This window comes from Mycoplasmopsis phocirhinis (assembly GCF_004216495.1).
In the GTDB taxonomy this organism is placed as follows: domain Bacteria; phylum Bacillota_I; class Bacilli_A; order Mycoplasmatales; family Metamycoplasmataceae; genus Mycoplasmopsis; species Mycoplasmopsis phocirhinis.
This window is the reverse complement of the sequence record NZ_CP034841.1, coordinates 248,497-266,468: the sequence shown is the minus strand read 5'-3', so window position 1 is coordinate 266,468 and position 17,972 is coordinate 248,497. Positions and strand designations below refer to the sequence as shown.

The window sequence follows — 17,972 nt, the reverse complement described above, 5'->3', positions numbered from 1 at the left end:
ATTAAGTATTAAATATATTCTAAATCGTAATCTTTGGTTTTGATAAATTTATTAATTCTAAAAAGCAGAATATCACTAATATAAGGATTTATGCCTAAATCCACACATTTTTTAAAAACTGATGTATTGGTTTTAACTGGTTCTTTAGTTTGAATGAGAATATATTTATTATTTCTATTTTCTAATAAATTAAGTTCATAAACAGATTGAGCAGTTGTTCCTGAACCAGCAAAATAATCCAAAACAATGTCATCATCATTTGTTGAAATTCTAATTAAAAATTTAATTAGTTCAACGGGTTTAGGTGTATCGAATAAACCTGCTAAACCTATTTTTTTTAAATCATTTGTGCCTTGTCTTGAAAAAAAATTCAAAACTGATTGAGCATTATCTGTAGCCTCTTCTAAATATTTTTTAGAATAAGGACGTTCATCTTTAAAAACAAGTCTTTTTTGTTTGTGAAGTTCAATAAATTTTTTATCACTTGATCAACCTCTCGATTTCAAGGGTTTTAAATTCAAATTTATTTGTGGAATTGAAACTGATTTAGGATTATTTGGTGTGGATAAATCCATTGCAAAATATATTCTAGAATTTTCATCAATATTTGAATAATTTTTTAACCAAGTTTGTTTAGAATTTTTAACTTCATCATTTATTACCTTTTTAAATTTTTGATTGGCTATTTCTAAAGAATTATTTTTAACTAATTCTAATGCTATACTATTGAGTTTTTTAAACAGTTTTTTGTTTTCGGGAATATCGATTCTTTTTACCTCGAATTTTTTTGTTTTGTTTTTATTTTTAGCATAACATAAAATATATTCGTGAGTTGTGTTAATGTGTATTGCGTTGCTTCTTTTAGATTGGTTTGTGATAAAAGTACCAATATAGTTACTTTTATAAAATATTTCATCGCACAACACTTTTAAATTAGCATATTCATTATCATCAATACTTATAAAAATAACTCCTGTTTCTTTTAAAAACTTTCTTGATTCGATTAATCTCAATTTCATCATCTCAATTCACTCTAAAGTATTTATGCTGTCTTGATAACTTTTAATACTAAAAGTATTGTATGGAGGATCAATATAAATAGTTTGGATTTTATTTTTAAATTCACCCATATGCTTGGATCTCATAACTTCCAAGTTATCTCCAATAAAAATTTTATTATTCATATTCCTCCTTATATCTTTTTAATAATTTAGTTAAATATCTATTTTCTTTATTTTCAGTTCACTTATAGTGTTTAATTTTTTAATATAATCATTTTTTTACTATGAAAATGATTTTAATCTTTTAAATTATGATAGGCAAGTTTTTGCCTATTACATTATGTGAAAGAGTGTCAATTTTATTTCTCTCAGCGAATTTTCTCTTTTTTTAACCTTTTTAAAACATATTTTTTTATTATATAAAAAACGTCATAACAATGAGTGCTGCGACCAAAAAATAATTTTTTTATTGAACTGTCTACACACAATATGTTCTACTTTCAAGTTTTAATTACGACAATTCCACTTAGCGATTTAGATATATTTTTTATTTATATTTTACACATAATATACAAGTAAACAACAAACAAATGTAATTTCCTCTTTAGGTCAAATTAAGCAAAAACAAAGAGAAGATGTAAGAGCAGGTGCTCAAGCATACTTAAACAGAATTACTTTAGCTTCTAAACAACAAGATAAAACTAATTGACAAAACATTATAAATTCAAATACTGCTGAACCTAGTGCAATTACGCAAGCCTTTGATCAAGTCAGGGCATATTTAAGCCAAATGCAAAATACGGCTAAAGCTAATATTAAGCGTTTGTTAGCTAATGGTAGCAACCCTGAACCATATTTTAGAGAAAATACTAACCGAGCAAATAATAATGCAAATACCGATAGTGAATATGAAGTAGCTTCAGGCTATGTTAATAGTAGAATTAAATATTTTATTGATAACGAGTTAAAACGAAATTTAACAAATCAATTCGATGCTCAAACTCAAAGACGTTTTGAATTAGACCCAAATATAGCAACACAGCAACAAGTAGTTGATAAAATTAGCGAAGCTCGTACATTATTAAACGCTTACAATGCATTAGGTAATTTGATTAACACTAGATTGGCTGGCGATCAAAATTTAATAAACAAATACAATGTTAAAAAAGATGAAAACGATAAAACCTTAGCCAAATTCAATACAATTACTCAAGAAGTTAATAACGAAATCACCACTAGACGTAATGAAGCTCAAAGCATTTTAAACACTATTCCACAGCGAATACAAAATACACACCCTAATTGGAATCAAACTATTACTAATACTAACGCAAATGCAGGTCAATTGAACGCTTTAATTAATGAACTAGATAAATTCTTTGTAATTACAACTTCATCTAAGGGAAGATTTTCAACTATTGATTTACAAAAGGTGAATAGCAAAGCCAATGTAGATGTAGGTCTAAGTCGTATTCCAAAAGTATTTAATGGTAAATATTTATATGCTGTAGCTAAACTTAATGATAATAATTATATAATTTCAACTCCTAGATTAGCGATTCAAACAAGTGAAGATAGAGCTAAATTTAATAGCGGAAATGGATATATATTTGATTTTCCATATTCTAAAGCTACTAATAAACAAAATGGAGAATATCATCTAGAAACCATAGTTTATAGCGATTCACAAAACCTTAATGATCAACAAGTTTTAACATCCATAAATAAAGCGATTAGAGAAAATGAAAATAACAATAACTATCAAGCATTTAGTGTTATTGGTGCTGCTGAAATAGTAGCACATAATGTGCAAGCTACATTTAATTATGAAAACAACCTAACTAGAGATGTAACTATTGGTTGAAGAGAATTAATTCAAAAAGGAGCACCAGCCAATGTAGTTGTAAGTGGTTTTAAAACCACAGGTTTAAACTTTTTCCAAAACAGTTTAAAAGTTAAATTAAGAGGAACAGCTCAAACAGGAATATTACGTAAAGCCGAAACAGCGGTTTTTGGCAAAAGATATAATACGAGTCACAACAACAAAGCATTAATAGATGATGTTGCTGAAATTACAATTTTAAATCCAAGTATAAATGTGCAAAACGATAATTTAAGTTTTAGTTTTAAATTAAATAGTTTAAAGGCCGGTTATAAATATCAAGTTGAAAAAATAAGCATCCAAGCAACGCCATCAAATCGTCCGGTTGCATATAAAGAATATATTTGACACAAAGATAAACAAAATAGTAATATTTTATACAATCAATCATATACATATAACCAAAATGACACCGAAGTACCTTCATATGTATTTAGTTTAACCTCAAGTGAATTGAATAAGTTATTTAGTTTAAATAAAGGCGTAACAGCATCTACTAATAGATCAGCATATTTTAGTCATTGATATGATAACCAATTAACTGGTCAATGAATAACTAGAGTTTATTTTAATAATCTCGATATGGGTCATTTTTCAGTTTTATTTAATTATTTAAGTTCATTGGTTCCGGATACACAAAAAAATTACGACCCTAATAGATATTACAATGCAACATTTCAAGATGTGAAATTAAACTTAAGACAACGTTGAATTGATCAAATTTCACAAGTATTAGCTAATACTTTTAACGATATATCAAAAGGTAATATCAAATTTAAAATTTTAAATGACTTAACAAAAGATTATTATACCGGTAGAAATAACCACTATGGTTTTTCAACATCATCTGTTCAAATAGGAGCATTACAACCAGATCAAGTTTCATCAGATATTTACCGAAATGATTCGGCATTTTTACGTGAAGGGGCTAAATTATTACCTATACTAGGTGGTTCGACTTTATTGCGGAATCCTGGTGATCGTTCAAAAGAATCAAATGACAAACTAAGAAGATTTTTAAACACTGATGAGCTTAATTTATACGCATTAAGACTTTCAAATCAATTAAATAATGAATATGGTTTTACTAATGCTGTGCGTGATGCAGTTAACAAATCAGGTCAAGAAAATATTTTTTGGTACGGAAGAGAAAAAGATGAGTTAAGAAATTTCATTTTGCAAGGAAATTATGTTACTGCTAAAGAAGCACTTGAGTGATTATTAGATTATAACGAACCTAATTTTGATGAAAACTTATTTAGAAGTACGCAAATATTTTAATTAAAAAAAGACAATTTTTTTCAATTGTCTTTTTTGTTGTTAATTTAAATTATCTTTGGATATTTTCATCAAAATTAGGTTCGTTATAATCAACCATTCATTCTAATGCTTCTTTCATTACTACATATGAAGAACGTTTAGTTAAATTGCCAGAACGATTTCTTTGTCTTCCATACCAGAATGTATCATAACCTCCACGAGTATTATTTAAATTTCGGGCTTCGTTATTAAAACCATATAAATTGTTTAATTCATTAGTTAAATATAATGCGTAGTATCGTCCGTCTCCGGTATTTAAAAAACGAGCTAATTTAGCATTAGATTCTTTTGAATTATCTGTGGCAGCATATTGACGTAATAATTGACCACCCACGATAGGATATAACACATTATTATTATTATTATTATTGCGTAAATTATCAATTTTATAATATGGTGAATTATTATTTAATAATGCTCCCAATTGAATTGAAGAAGTTGAAAAGCCGATTTTATCTCTAGCTGTTGTACCATATTGTTTGGTAGTATCGTTTGGTATTTTTGAATAATCATTCGTTGGTACTAAATATTCAAACGCTTCTGCCACAACTTGCGATATTTGATCAATTCATTTTTCTCTTAAATTCAAGTGCTCTTCTTGAAATGTGGTGTTATAGTATTCTTTAGGCGAATATGACTTAGCGGTATTAGGCACTTTAGAAATTAAATAGTTAAATATTTTAGAAAAATCCCCCATATCGATACTATTGAAATAAATTCTAGTAATTCAAGCATCATCTATATCATTATCTGTGTTTGAATAAAAGGAAGCTGATCGATTAGTAGAAATTGTTTCACCGTATTTTAAACTTCAAAGTCTATTTGATTCATTAGCTGATAAAGAAAATATATAAGCTGGCACTTCGGTGTTATTTTCGGTATAACGATATGATTGATCATAAGAAATATTGCTATTTTGTTGGTTTTTATACCAAATATATTCAGTATACTGGATAGGTCGATTCTTTGGAGTAGCACTAACATTTATTTGTTCTATTTCATATTTATAACCGGCTTTAAGATCACTAACTCTAAAATTAAAACTTAAATTACCGCTGTTATCTATAGTAATGTTTTTACTATTTAGGTTTAAATCTAAATCGTGAACTAAATCTTTATTATTATATGAATAATTAATTTTTTGATTAAATCTAGGTGTTTCAAATTTATGTAATTCACCAGTACGAGCCTTACCTTTTAATTTTATTTTTAAATTCGGAACGGAATAATCTAAACCTTTAGTTGTAAAACCACTAATATTAACCGTGGTCGGTGTTCCTTTTTCTATTATTGAATTTCAACCAACTGTGTTTTCTCAATTAATATTTTTATCATATGTGAATGTTGCACGTACATTGTTGGCAACTATTTCAGCAGCACCCATCACATTAAATGCTTGATAATTATTATTAGTTTCATTTTCTTTAATTGCTTTATTTGTTGAATTAGTTGAATTCGCAATGCTTAATACTTCGTTATCAGTTAAATTTTGATTATCGCTATAAATAACAGTTTCTAAATGGTATTCTCCATTTCGTTTATTAGCTGCTTTAGAAGCAGGGAAATTAAACACATAACCGTTATTAGTAAATCGATTAATATCATCTTGAGTTCTTTCGGCTGACCTAGACTGTGAAACAATGTAATTATTGTTATATTTAGCTACAGCATATAAATATTTACCATTAAATACTTTTGGAATACGACTAAATATAACATTTGTTTTTGCCATTGAATTTGAATTTTGTAAATTTATTGTTTCTGGATTACCTTTTGAACTTGATGTAATTACAAAGAATTTATCTAGTTCATCAATTAAAACATTTAATTCACCAACATTTTTAACATTATTATTGCTTGTTACAGGATTGCCAAGACGTTGTTGCCAATCAGGATGTTGATCTTTTAAACGCTGTGGAATAGTGTTTAAAATGCTTTGAGCTTCATTACGTCTAGTGGTGATTTCGTTATTAACTTCTTGAGTAATTGTATTGAATTTGGCTAAGGTTTTATCGTTTTCATCTTTTTTAACATTGTATTTGTTTATTAAATTTTGATCGCCAGCCAATCTAGTGTTAATCAAATTACCTAATGCATTGTAAGCGTTTAATAATGTACGAGCTTCGCTAATTTTATCAACTACTTGTTGCTGTGTTGCTATATTTGGGTCTAATTCAAAACGTCTTTGAGTTTGAGCATCGAATTGATTTGTTAAATTTCGTTTTAACTCGTTATCAATAAAATATTTAATTCTACTATTAACATAGCCTGAAGCTACTTCATATTCACTATCGGTATTTGCATTATTATTTGCTCGGTTAGTATTTTCTCTAAAATAAGGTTCAGGGTTGCTACCATTAGCTAACAAACGCTTAATATTAGCTTTAGCCGTATTTTGCATTTGGCTTAAATATGCCCTGACTTGATCAAAGGCTTGCGTAATTGCGCTAGGTTCAGCAGTATTTGAATTGATAATGTTTTGTCAATTAGTTTTATCTTGTTGTTTAGAAGATAAAGTAATTCTATTTAAGTATGCTTGAGCACCAGCTCTAGCATCTTCTCTTTGTTTTTGCTTAATTGCTTTTTGTTTAATTTGTTCTAAATTAGATATAACTGTTTGTTTGTTATTAACTTGTGGTTTAAGTGCATTTAATTCATTTTGTAATGTAGTTTTAAAACTTGCTTTATTAATTTCAGCTTGAACTTCACGCTTTTTAGTATCAAATTCATTTAATGCCTGTGAAGCAGCATTAATTGCGTTTGTTAAAGCAGTATTATATGTATCATAAGCTGTATTAATTTGTTGAGTTGTAGAATTAGGGTTATTTAAAACACTATCAAGCGCTGTTTGAGCGTTTGTTTTAGCTCCTGATAAATAAGATTTTAAATTTGAATTTAATGGATCATTATATGAATTTAGAGCTGTAGCATATTGAGCATCTTTAGCGTTTTTATCCCTTAATTTTTGAGCTCTAATTGGTTGTTGTTGTTTGGCAGTGTTAAACGCATTAGTTAAATCTCTTATATCATTTTGAACTTGAGTTAAACTTGGAGTTTTATTCAAACCGCTAGTAAGATCAGTGCGATCTTTAACTGTTTTTAATGTTTTATCTATATCTTCATATCCACTGGTTAAAGTACTATCTAAATAAGTTTGTACTTGTTTAGATAATTCGATATATTCACGATTTTTTTGTGCTTGTTCACTGTTTTTAGCAGCAATAAATTCAGCTTTAGCATCATTTAGTTTTTTAGTTGCATCTTCGTATGCTTTTCTGATTTTAGCTGGATCTTGACCGGCGTCATTTAAAGCAGTAGTTAATTCTGCTTGAATTTGGTTTAATTTAGCATCATAGGCATCTTTTTGTGGTTTATAGCTTGGATCGGTAGTGTTTGCAGATTCATTGTCGGCACTTTGTTTAGCATTATTATAATTTTGTTCAGCTTGCGTTTTAGCATCTTCAAGAGCTTTATTAATTGCAGCACTAATTTTAGGAATTTCGTTTCTAAAATTATCAGCTGTTGCTTTTGATGAATCATAAGCTGAATCGTTTTTACCCACCACACTATTAGCATTATCTAAAGCATTTTGTAGTTGTTGTTTTATAGCTGGATAAGCATCTAAATCATTTTTTAGAGTATTTAATTTATTTACTTCTGCTTCGTATTTTGCTTTTTCTTTTTCGTTTTTAGCATTTTCAAAGTCTTTTTGTGCTTGAATTAGATCGCGTTGTGCATCTTCGTATAAATCACGTTTTTTGTCTAAATTATCACCAGCATTTTGTAAAGCATTATTTAAATTATTATTAATTTCATTAATTTTATTTCTTAATTCATTTTTAGCTTCAGCATAAGGTTCATTTGCTTGATCGGCTGCAATTGCGTCTATTTTTGCTTTTTGTACACCATAATTTTGGTTTGCTTTGGTGTTTGCAAGTTGTTTTGCTTCATTAATTGCTGTGTCTAAATCTTGATTTTGAGTAATAAAATTAGGTGCAATTTGTTTATCTTTATTAGCTAGTGGATATTTATCAGCATTATTAGCATCACGACCTACAGCTTGATCAGCTTTATTTAATGCATCACGCAATTTAGTTTGCGCATCAGGATATTCATTTAAAGCATTAATTAAGGTATTAATTTGATCTACTTTTTGGTTATATTCATCTTTTTTAGCTTGATCTAAATTAGTTTTAGCAGTTTCAAACGCATTTTTGGCCGCTTCTATTTTTGCACTAGCATCTTCATAAGCTTGTCGTTGGTCATCTAAATTACCATTAGCTTGAGCAATTTGCTCATCCAACATTTTTTGAATTTCGCTAATCTTAGTGTTTAAATCTTGTTTAGCTTGATTATAAGCATTATTAGTGCCTACTTCAATAGCTTGTAAAGCATCTTTTTGTTTTTCATACTCGGCTTTAGCAGCTTGTGAAGTTTGAGTTTTAGCTTTGGTTATTGCTTGTTCTAATTTTGATAATTGAGCAATAAAATTAGGAGCAATTTGTTTAGCTTTATTGGCTAAAGGATATTTATCAGCACCATCAGTATCACGTCCAACAGCTTCATCGCTAGCTTTTAAAGCGTTTAATAATTCTCTCTTAGCATCTGGATAAGCATTTAATTTTGAAGCCAAATCATTTAATTCATTTACTTTATTGTCGTATTCAGCTTTTTTAGCAGCATCCATAGCTGCTATATCATTAGCAAATTTAGTTTTAGCAGCTGCCAAATCATCTATTGCCTGTTCAATTGCTTTACGTTTAGCATTCTTATCATTTTGCGCATTTAATGAGTCAACATCACCTTGTAAACGATTAATTTCATTTTCATAACTTTGTTTAGCACTTTGATATGCATCGTTAGTTGCATCTTTTTGAGCAACAGCAGCTGCTTTATCTGTATTAAATTGATTATTTGCAATATTTAAAGCATCATCAAGTGCTTTATTATAAGCTGAATTCAAATTATCATATGCCTGGTTGATAGTTTCATATGGATTAGCATTATTAGTTCCGTTGGCATCATTTTGTTGCTTAGCCATGTTTAAATCATTAATAACATTTTGATATTGGTTTTTACCACCTAAATTATCATTATTGATTAATTCGTCTACTTTGTTATTTAAATCATTATATATAGCTACAGCTGCGTTTTGAATTGCTGGTTTTAATTTATCAACTTCATCGCTATAATCGCTAGCTTGAATTGAATTATTATTTTGGGCTTGTTGAATTGCTAATTGTGAACTATTTTTTTGGGCATTTAATGTATCAACTTGATTTGCTGCGATATATTCTGGTTTAGTAACTAAAGAATCGATTAAGGTGATTTGTTTATCGTATTCCATTTTAGCAGCATCAATTAAAGTTTTTTGTTTTTTAGCTTCATCTAAAGATTGTTGTAATTGAATTTTAGCTTCATTAGCAGCGTTAGCTTTAGGATATGGATCATTAGTTGCTGAGCCTTTAGCATCTTGAGCATTTTTAACATCAGCTAGAGTTTTTCTAATTTTATTATATTCAGCTTTATCAGCACCTAGATCATTATCTAAATATTGTTGAACTTGTTGTTTTAAAGTGTCATATGCTTCAACAGCAGCTTTATTCGCATCCGCAATAGGAAATTGCTCGTTTGCATAATTTAAGGCCGTGTCGATATTACCTACAGCATCATTATATGCTTTTGGAGTTGAATTAGGAGTAATTGAATTTGTAATGGCATTTTTATCTGTATCTAATTTATCTTTAATATATTTGCGACTTGGGTCTTGACTTTGAGTTAATTTTTCATTTAACTCATCTAATTTAGTTTCATAAGCAGCTTTAGCTTCGTTAGTTTCTTCTTGTTTTTTAGCAGCTAATTGAGCTTGTAATTCATCTAGTTTAGTATCAAATTCCTTATATGCCGCAATTTTTTGCTCGCTAGTTGTGTTTGCATCAGCGTCTAATTGTGCAATTTTGGCAACTAATTGTTGATTAATTTCACTGATTTGATTTTGAGCATACTCTTTGGTTTTAGGATATTCATCTAAAGAATTTATTTCATTATCAAGTTGCGCTTTTTTTGCTTCATAATCAGCTTTAGCTTTATTTATTTTTGCTTGTTCAATTGCTTTATTTAAAGCATCATATTGATCTTGGGCTAGATTTATTTTTTGTTTTAATTCTTCAACTTTATCTTTTGTTGTATCGTGAGTTTTATTAGGTAAATTAGCTTGTAATTCAGCTATTTTATCACGCAATGTTTGATTAATATTGTCATAGCGTTGATTGTTGGCTAAATCGTTAGTTTTAATTAATTCATTTGCGGCTTTAACTAAATCATTAAATCTTTCATTAGCTTGATCGATAGCTGAATTTATTATTAATTGAGCTTGATCATTATATGTTTTAGCATTAACACTCTCATTGTTTTGAGCAGTTGAAATAGCATTTTCTGCTTGAGTTTTGATTTGCTCTAATTCTGGATGTTGTGTTTTGTATTTATCATCAGCAATTAATTTTTCTAATTCAATTTTTGCTTTTTGATAAACTTGTTCAGCTTCGTTAATGACATCTGCTTTTTGCTCAACAGAATTAGCAAAATCATCTAGTAATTTTGTCTGGTTTTTTATGGTATCGATTGAAACATTTTGGTAAGGATTTGGGTTTAAATTATGTTTAACATCTTGACTAGATTGATCAATTAAATCCTGAATTTGTTTATTTAAACCTTTTAGTTGAGGTTTAGCATCTACACCTAAAGCTTTTTGTTTTTGTTTAATTTTATCTAATGCTTGACGTCATTTTTCTTGTGCAGATTTAAGTGGAATTTGGTCTTTTAAAGTATCTAATGCTTTTTGAGCATCAGTGTATGCTTTTTTAACCTTTGCAACATAATCTTGAGCTTTAGTATCATTTAAAGCATTTAGTATTGAATCTAAATTTTGTTTAATTTTTTCAATTTCAGCATTGTATCAAGATTGTGTTTCTGGTAAAGTATTTTCTATTATAGTTTTAGAAGCTAATTCAGTTTCGTACGCTTTTTTAGCCTCACTAATTTCATTAGCTTGAGCAATCGCTTGTTTTAAAGCGTTTGTTTTTTGTTCATAAATTTGAGGATCTAAAACATTTTCAGCTGCAATGGTTGAAGGTTTATTATCGTTAATTGCATTATTAATTAATTCATATGCTTTTGGATTATTAGTTTGAGTGTAGGTTGAATTAATTAAATTTTGAGCTTCGTCAATTTGTTGTTGTAATTTATCAAAAGCGTCTTTAGCTTCATTTGCTTTTGTTTTAATATCAGCTAGTGAATTTTGAAGTTCATTAACTTTATTGACATTTGCGTCTGCTTGTTGATATTTAATTGTATTATCAACATTAAGCACATCCACTTCAGCTTTAATTGGACTCATTTGCTCAATAATTTTATTGCGCAAAGTTTCATATTTATTGTTTTGACTTTGATCGTCAACTGGTTTTTGGAATACATTAGCGATATCATTATATTCAGTATCAAAATCAAGTTTAGCTTTATCTAAACGCGCTTTGTTATATGCCTGTTTAATTTTATCAATCGAATCTTGAATTTGTTTAACATCTACAGTTAATAAATTGTGACGTGCTATTGGTAATCATTTAGCATCTTCGGTTTTAATTACTTTATCTAAATCAGCTTTAATTTGATCATATTTTGGATCATTTCAATCCATTATAAAGCCAGGAATTACATTTTGCGAATTGTGTTCATAATCTAATAAACGGTGTTTTGCTTCATCGATTGTATCAATTTGTTTTCTTGCGTCTAATAATGCATTATCTAAAATAACTTTAGCTTCAGTATATGCTTTTCAATAAGCATCAACGCCATCTAAAGTGCCATAATCATTAGCATTTACATCTGCTATTAATTGTTGAGCCTTAGCGATTTCGTTATTTAAAAATTGTTTTACTAAATTTTTGTCATTTGTAGCTGATGGAGTAGTTTCTTTATCAATATCATTAGCAATTAATTTTTGTATTTCACTTTTACCTGGATTATTGAATAAATTAATTCTTTGATCAATAGCGTTTTGTTTAGTTGAGATTGCTTGTTTGACATTATTTAATATTTCAATTTGTTCTTGAATTTGATCTTCATTTACTCTGGCAAAATTATTATTAAAATCAACGTTTTGTTTTGCTTGTTCAATTGCTTGATCAATATTAGCAACTAAATTTTGATAAGCTTGAGCATTATTAGCTTTATTTAAGTTTGCTTTTAATTCGTTTAATTCAGCAACTTTTTTGTTAAAGTCATCTATTGTTTTATTTTTAGCAATTGCTTCTTTAGCGTCTTTTAGAGCCTGCGTAGCATTATTATAAGCTTGAACAATTTGAGCACTATTCAATTGAGCTTGAACAAGGGCATTTGCAAGTGTTTGTTTTATTTGTTCAACACTTTGATCATATTTAGTTTTAGCTCCTTGATAGCCAACAAAATTAGCTTCACCAAAAACTTTGGCAAATTCTGTGTTATATTCGTCATTAGCAGTTTTAACTTCATCGGCTTTTGTTTTTTGTGAATCTAATTGAGCAATAATATTATCGTAATTTTGCGTATTTAATGGGTTTTTGTCACTAATTTGGGCATCAATAGAATCTGAAACCAATGTTGTATTATTATATTTATTAACCGCATCTTGAATAATTGCTTTTGCTTGCTCATAATTCGCATATTCAGTGTCTTTTAAATGGTTTAATTCATTAATTTTGGCTTCAACTGCATTAAATTTAGTTTTAGCATCATTAACTTTTTGACTAAAGTTTTGAGTATTTAATTCATTTATTTTTTGGGTAATAAAATCTACATCATTAGATGCTAAAACTTCTTGTTTTAATGGGTCCATTAAAGAAGTAATTGCATTTTTAATGTGGTGATATTGATCTTGAGCGGCTAAATTAACAATTTCATTAAATTTATTCGCAAATTCTTTTTGTTTATTCGCTACATCATTTGCACGACCTAATTGATCATAATAATTTTCAATTTCTACTAAATTATTAGATTTAGCCACTTTATCACTTAAATCATCACTAAGTGATTGTAATTTTGTATCTATTGCATCAAAATTATTTATAGGTGTATTAATAATTTTATTTGTTTTAGATTTTAATGCTAAAAAGCGATCTTTAGCTCCTTTAATCAAAATTGCTTGTAAAGCTGCAGCAGCATTATTGTATTTGGCAACATCAATAGTTTTATCTGTGATGTCTTGAGCAATTTTAGCAGTTTGATCATTAATTAAAGTTTCTAAATCAGCTTTAAAATCTGCATATTTAGGATCATCTTTAAGTTGAGTTACTCTTTGTAATGCTTCATCATAATTTTGTTTAGCTTCATCTAATGCCATTTTTTGTGCAGGTATAGATTCGTTAAAATCGTTTAAAGCTTTAGTTTGTTCACTAATATTTTCTAGAGTTGTATTAGCATAATTATTTGCTTTATCAACACTAATATTTTTGGCTTTAACCAAGTCTTCAATATCTTTTTGTAATTTTGCGTATTGGCCAATATTATCCATTGCTTGTTTAGATGTATTTAAATTAGCCAATGCTTGCTCATATTGAGCAATTACATCTTTGCGTGTAGAATCAAAATTTTGTTTTAGCTGAGCTAAACCATTTTTGGCATCTTCATATGCCTTAATTGCTTGTTGAGGATCTAAATTTTTAGCTTGTTCAGCGTTTAAATTATTAATAATTGCTTGAACTCTATTTTCATAATCATCTTTTGTTTTATTATCCACGCCAAAATGTGAAGGTTGAAATTTATTTTTTAATTCTTCGTCAAAATTATCTTTAGCATCTTGAATTTGAGTAGCAGTTTTTAATGCATTGTCTAAATTTTGAATAAATTCATTGTATTTAGCAACATTATTGACATCTTCATCCGGAATATTGCTACGCGAAAAATTAGCTAATGCTTGTTCAATAACACGTTGCGCATTAGGATTGTTGGCTAAATTATTAATTTCGTAGTCGCGTAATTGCGTCTGTTTTTGTTCAAGATCAAAAACCGCTTTGGCAACTTTTGCTTTGTCAAATGCTTCTTGTAATGCTTTTTTAGCAGCGATAATGGTATTTTCACTTGGTGGATTATCAACATTTGGTAAGGCTAATTTATCCTGAGTTTGTTTTACTTTTTCCAATGGGTTTTTAACATCATGAGCATATTTTTCAGGACCTAAATTATCATTAATTCATTGCTGAACTTGCTCGCTTAATTCTTTATATTCGTTTGCTAAATTCTCATTGTGTTGTTTTTGAGCTAAAAATTGTGATGCTGGTATTGTAATTGTGCGCTCGAAATTATCATTGGGTTGCAGTTTATAACTTGCTTTAACTTTAAAACTTACATTTTCGCTTTCATCATAGTTAATTTCGCTAAATTGATAATTGTATTGATCTTGATTTGGCATTCCCCCAATTAATGTTTTTGCCAAATTTAAAGCTTCATTTTGATCTTGAACCGCTTTCTTGTTTAACTCATTGATTTTTTCAACAAAATGCGACGCTGTTAAATTGCTATCCCCAATTCCGACTACTTTTGAATCATTTAAATCATCTTTAGCTGTTGCAAAACCACTAGTTTGAAAATCAACACTAATATCACGACGACGAACACGACCACTAAAGTTATAGTTTACACTCGAAATACCAACCCCATTAACTTTGTCAAAATTTAATGACGAAATTGTTACACCGTATTGACTTGGATCAATTCGCTTGCCTTTATAGTAAAAATTAATATCCTCAGCTTTTAATTCACCTACTTTTTTTTGTAAGGCTTGTGAACTTATTTGTGGTTGGATATCTTTTTCTAAATTTAATTCCAATGTTGCAACAACTCCTGCTGTTGTTGTAGCAGCTGTTGCTCCTAGTACAAGAGTTGTTAAAATTCTTTTTTTCATTTTTCCTTCCCTAACTATATGATATATAGTTATATGCAAATGTTATATTACACAAAAATCACGCAAAAAAAAAAAAAAAAAAAACAATTTTTTTGCTTTTTAAGTCTAAATATGAGCATAGTGGCTAAATTTTCCATATTTTTATTTTTTAAAACAATAAAAAAATAGTCTTAATTTTAAGGCTAAAATTTTTATTTTTTTTCATAATTTTTGGCAAATTTACAACTAGGAAAATTTTTGCAACCAATAAATTTATTACCAAAACGATTAGTTCTAATAATTAAATCACCTTGGTCGCTAGGACAAATTTCATTAGCATATTCATACGAAATTTGCGTATGTTCCATTGTTAATTCAGCTTCATTATAAACTTTATTAAATCTCTCTCAAAAATCTTGCATAATTGGTTTGAGACTAATTTTACTTTGCGCAATTAAATCTAATTCTTCTTCAACACGAGCTGTGTAATTTTCTTCAATAATTTTTGGAAAAGATTCAATTAATTTATGTATAACAATACGACCAAATTCGGTTGGTTTAAGTGCACCAGAAATATTTTCGGCATATTGACGATCTAAAACAATTTTAACTGTTGAGGCAAATGTTGAAGGACGGCCAACTTTAATGTTGTCTAATGCTTCGATTAAAGAACCTTCGCTGTATCGAGCAGGTGGATTAGTTTGGTGATCGCTAATTTCAAATTTAATTACGTCAATTACTTGATTTAATTGGTAGTTAGGATCGCTAGTTTCTTCTTTTTCGCCTTTAACTACATAATATCCTTGAAATAAAATTTTGCTGCATGAAAGACGAAACTGTAAGCCATTTTTGTCAAAAATATATAGTTTAGACATTCTTAACGGAGGAGTAATTAAAGCTTGTAAAGTATGTTCATAAATTAATTTATATATTTGGTAATCATAATTATTCAAATTAAATTTTTCTTTAGCTAAATCAGGAGTTAAATTAACGTCAGTAGGTCTAATTGCTTCGTGGGCATCTTGATCACCTGAAAAACCTTTAATATCTTGAGCAATATATTCAGCACCATAACGATTTAAAATATATTGACGAGCATTATCAATAAAATGTTGACTTAATCTTGTCGAATCAGTACGTGGATAACTAATTAAACCACCATCGCCATAACCTTCATATAAATTTTGGGCTGCTCGTTGTGTGGCTTGTGAAGAAAAAGGAGATTTTTTGTATAAAACTGCTTGTTTAAGTGGAGTAATAGTTGGCATTTTCTTTTGGTTTTGTTTAATATCTTGCACGATTAAATTTTGAGGTTTGGCTCAAATTAATTGTGTTTTTTGTTCTTTTTGTTCTGGATAAATTCAATCTTTTTCGCCGCTAGGATTATTTTCGTTATAATAATCAGCTTTTAAATCTGTATTTAATAAAGCGCTTGCTTTATGATATTGACGAGGAATAAATGCTTCAATTAATTTTTCACGATCAACGATTAATTTTAAAGCAATTGATTGCACCCGGCCTGCTGATGGTTTAGTGGGCGAATTTGATAATTTTTGTTTCATCAGTTTACTTAATTTAAAACCAATTATTCGATCAAGCATTCGGCGTGCTTTTTGAGCATCAATTAAAGCGGTGTCTAAGGTTAAAGGTTTAGCAATTGCTGCTAAAATTGCATCTTTAGTTATTTCATTATATTTAATGCGCTTATATTTATCTTCACACTTTAAAAAATGAACCAAATGATCACCAATTGCTTCTCCTTCACGATCGGGGTCAGTAGCTATTAAAACTTCACTAGCCTTTTTAACAGCACTCGTTAATTTTTTAACTATTGTTTTTTTAGTAGAATCTAAAATATAAACGGGTTCTCATTCATTAATTTTAATCCCCATAATAGTATCGCCTGACGACCTAGTTGATAATTTGGTGATATGGCCTACTGAAGCAATTACTTCATAATCTCCGCCTAAATATTTTTTAATAGTAGCCACTTTATTAGGTGACTCAACAATTACTAATTTACTCATACTAATAAATGTATCATATTTGTTTTTGTTATCGAATAAATAACTCAATTAAAAAATTGAGAATAAATTTTTAATTTTTAAATCATAGTTAAATATTTATTTCTTTTCATTTTCAATTAATTCAGCCGGATTTAATTTAAATTGCAACATATTAGCGCTCTTGCGACCACGATCACCACCTTTTCTTTGCATTGTGATTTTACCAATTTTAATTGACCCCGTTTTGTAATGACAACTTCACCCGAATCCAAATAATATTCAATTACTTCATCAATATTTTTAATTAGATATATATTCGTATTAACTGATTTTTGAACAATTAAAAATCAATCTACACTATTTTCACCCGAACCTTTTAATATGTCATTAATTATTTGTAATTTATTAAATATTATTCAATTTAAAAAAATCTTTTGTTCATCTTCATTAAATTCATTTGCAAACATTCTTTTCTTATTATTTGTATTTTGTCTGTAAGGTTTTAATTCACCAGTATAATAAGCAAAAATTTGATAAATTTTTTCTGGAATATTTCACATCTGTTTATAACTTTTAAGTCATCTTTTATCAACTTGATTAAAACCTCGTTGGTTACTAACAAGTTTAACTTGCACATTTTCGCTGATTATTTCGTTTTTTAATTTTATTTTAATAACTACTTTAATATCAGATTTAAAACCAAATAATAATTTTGCATTTATTTTTTCTATTTTGTTTAATTCATAACCCATATGTATTAATCAATTTTTTGTGTCTCGATCATTTTCTCAATTATTAAATTTATCAATAATATGTTTTTCAGTTTTAAAGCCATTTTTAGCAATTTCTGA

Annotated in this window: 4 protein-coding genes and 1 pseudogene; 1 reads left to right on the top strand and 4 read right to left on the bottom strand. The window is 28.4% G+C overall.

The genetic code is table 4. The features are described from left to right. Nucleotides 1–8 precede the first annotated feature (8 nt). Nucleotides 9–1,184, bottom strand: coding sequence for a site-specific DNA-methyltransferase (locus tag EG856_RS01075; RefSeq protein ID WP_198868313.1), 1,176 nt, complete (start codon nucleotides 1,182–1,184; stop codon nucleotides 9–11). Between the two features lie 607 nt (nucleotides 1,185–1,791). Here EG856_RS01075 and EG856_RS01070 point away from each other — a divergent pair. Beyond that, nucleotides 1,792–4,164, top strand: coding sequence for a hypothetical protein (locus EG856_RS01070; protein ID WP_130429296.1), 2,373 nt, complete (start codon nucleotides 1,792–1,794; stop codon nucleotides 4,162–4,164). A gap of 49 nt (nucleotides 4,165–4,213) precedes the next feature. On the opposite strand, the gene EG856_RS01065 is transcribed toward EG856_RS01070, so the two are convergent. From EG856_RS01065 to EG856_RS01055, 3 genes and pseudogenes are all read right to left on the bottom strand, one after another. Further along, a complete protein-coding gene (locus EG856_RS01065; protein ID WP_130429295.1) occupies nucleotides 4,214–15,136 on the bottom strand; it encodes a hypothetical protein in 10,923 nt (3,640 codons plus the stop codon). A 191-nt stretch (nucleotides 15,137–15,327) separates the two neighbouring features. Next, the gene (topA, locus tag EG856_RS01060; protein WP_130429294.1) at nucleotides 15,328–17,142 is read right to left on the bottom strand and encodes a type I DNA topoisomerase; all 1,815 of its coding nucleotides are present in this window, start codon (nucleotides 17,140–17,142) and stop codon (nucleotides 15,328–15,330) included. 96 nt (nucleotides 17,143–17,238) lie between these two features. Further along, nucleotides 17,239–17,873 (bottom strand): annotated as a pseudogene (locus EG856_RS01055) (hypothetical protein). Nucleotides 17,874–17,972 lie beyond the last annotated feature (99 nt).